Consider the following 1,517-nt stretch of genomic DNA (forward strand, 5'->3'; position numbering starts at 1 on the left):
CATCCGAACGTATGGCATTGGATGGGATCAGAAGACCAACAGTATCGTATTCTCCAACCGAGACGCAGTAACAGGGGATGTGCTTGGGTTTACGTACAGATCCATTGCACCCACTTCCAAAAAACGATACCGCAATACGCCTGACGACAGCCTCTTTCAAAAAGGGGCTGTTTTATTTGGCCTTTATGAAGTGCTGAAAGAGGCAAAACGCAGCAAGACACTCTATTTAGTAGAGGGGGGATTTGATGCAATCTTAATGCGCCAAGAGCTTCGGGTACCAGCTGCGGCCATGCAAGCTTCACATCTATCAATAGAACAAGCGTGCCTGATAGAACGGGTTGTTGGGAAAGATGTGAAGATTTACGTTGTCCGAGATAATGACGAGGCGGGCGGAAAAGGGATTGAACTGACCAAAAAAACGTTACAGAGTAAGGGTTTCGATTATGAGGTGTTGAGACCGAAGAATGTTTTTAAGGATATTGCCGAGCAACTTCAAACTGAAAAACAAGAGAGGATGAGGAAAATGGGCAAAATCAATACCATGAAAGAATTGCTGGGGAAACTCCCATTATCGGTAACTGTTCAGAAGGTGAATCAAATCCTCGAAAATATAGAGCCGAGCGTTTTATCTGCTGATGAGCGATTGGAATATCATCTGCTGAACAGAGTAACAGAACACTTGGAAGCAGCTTTGTATGATCTTAGCTATTTGAACAAGAAGGTTACCGCTCAGGGACGTTTGTACAAAAACAGCAGCGGCAGATATGCCATCAATGAGGATCATTACTTCACTTGCGGAGAGACCATCGAAATATTGGTGAACGAAGAAGAGGACGGCGGATACTGGGTACGAACCAGGATTGAACATAATGGGGAAGACTATTACGCGGTAGATCGGCCAAAGATCAGTCTCCAAGACACGATGGCGAGAGTTCGATATCTGCAAGGATGAAAAAAGGATGGTGCAGACAAGATGTATACAGGTTGCTTTGACATTACCCGAAACAAGAAGAATTTGTATGCTATTGCGTGGTTAATTTCTCCAGAAGGAGAAAGGGTGTGGCAATTTCAAGAGCGTGTTGAAGGGCTTGATCGGAACGAGGCGTACTATCATGCGCTCCAGGTGTTGCTTGAAGAAATACTCGCCCGTGGCATTACAGCGGTAAAGTTACTCGGTACAAATTCCCTTGTTATGAAACAGGCAAGTGGCCAATGGCAGGCCAAAAAAGCACGTCTGTTCAACTATTGTGTAAAGGTAAGAAGCATGCTTGCAAATCTTCAACATTTTCGGTTTGAGCGGTTGGATCGAGAGCAGCAGGAAGAGGAACAGGGGATGTCATTCGATTCTGTTACCCGTGTAGGAGGGGGAAATGAGGCGGAACAATTTGTCATGGTGAGTTTCTGGTAAATTGGTACTTGAAAACATTCCCATGATGATTTATGCTATGTATTGACAATATGAAAGTGCTTGAATTATACGCACATTCCGAATCGCTTGGAAAAGCGATATTTTTATT

General features: G+C 44.2%; 2 protein-coding genes. Both read left to right on the top strand.

Annotated features, from left to right (window positions below; all coding sequences use genetic code 11):
- Positions 1-952, top strand: a 952-nt coding sequence (locus ACTHO6_RS21135) for a DUF5348 domain-containing protein (RefSeq protein ID WP_440243806.1), incomplete at its 5' end; no start/stop codon positions are given.
- A gap of 21 nt (positions 953-973) precedes the next feature.
- Positions 974-1,408: a reverse transcriptase-like protein gene (locus tag ACTHO6_RS21140; RefSeq protein ID WP_310769139.1), complete on the top strand. Its 435-nt coding sequence runs from the start codon at positions 974-976 to the stop codon at positions 1,406-1,408.
- The last annotated feature ends 109 nt before the right edge of the window (positions 1,409-1,517 follow it).

Source organism: Brevibacillus sp. SAFN-007a (assembly GCF_051967035.1).
In the GTDB taxonomy this organism is placed as follows: Bacteria; Bacillota; Bacilli; order Brevibacillales; family Brevibacillaceae; genus Brevibacillus.

What these genes read in the sequence shown, in the direction of transcription:
- ACTHO6_RS21140 (WP_310769139.1), top strand. Translation starts at nt 974, where the DNA reads ATGTATACAGGTTGCTTTGACATTACCCGAAACAAGAAGAATTTGTAT.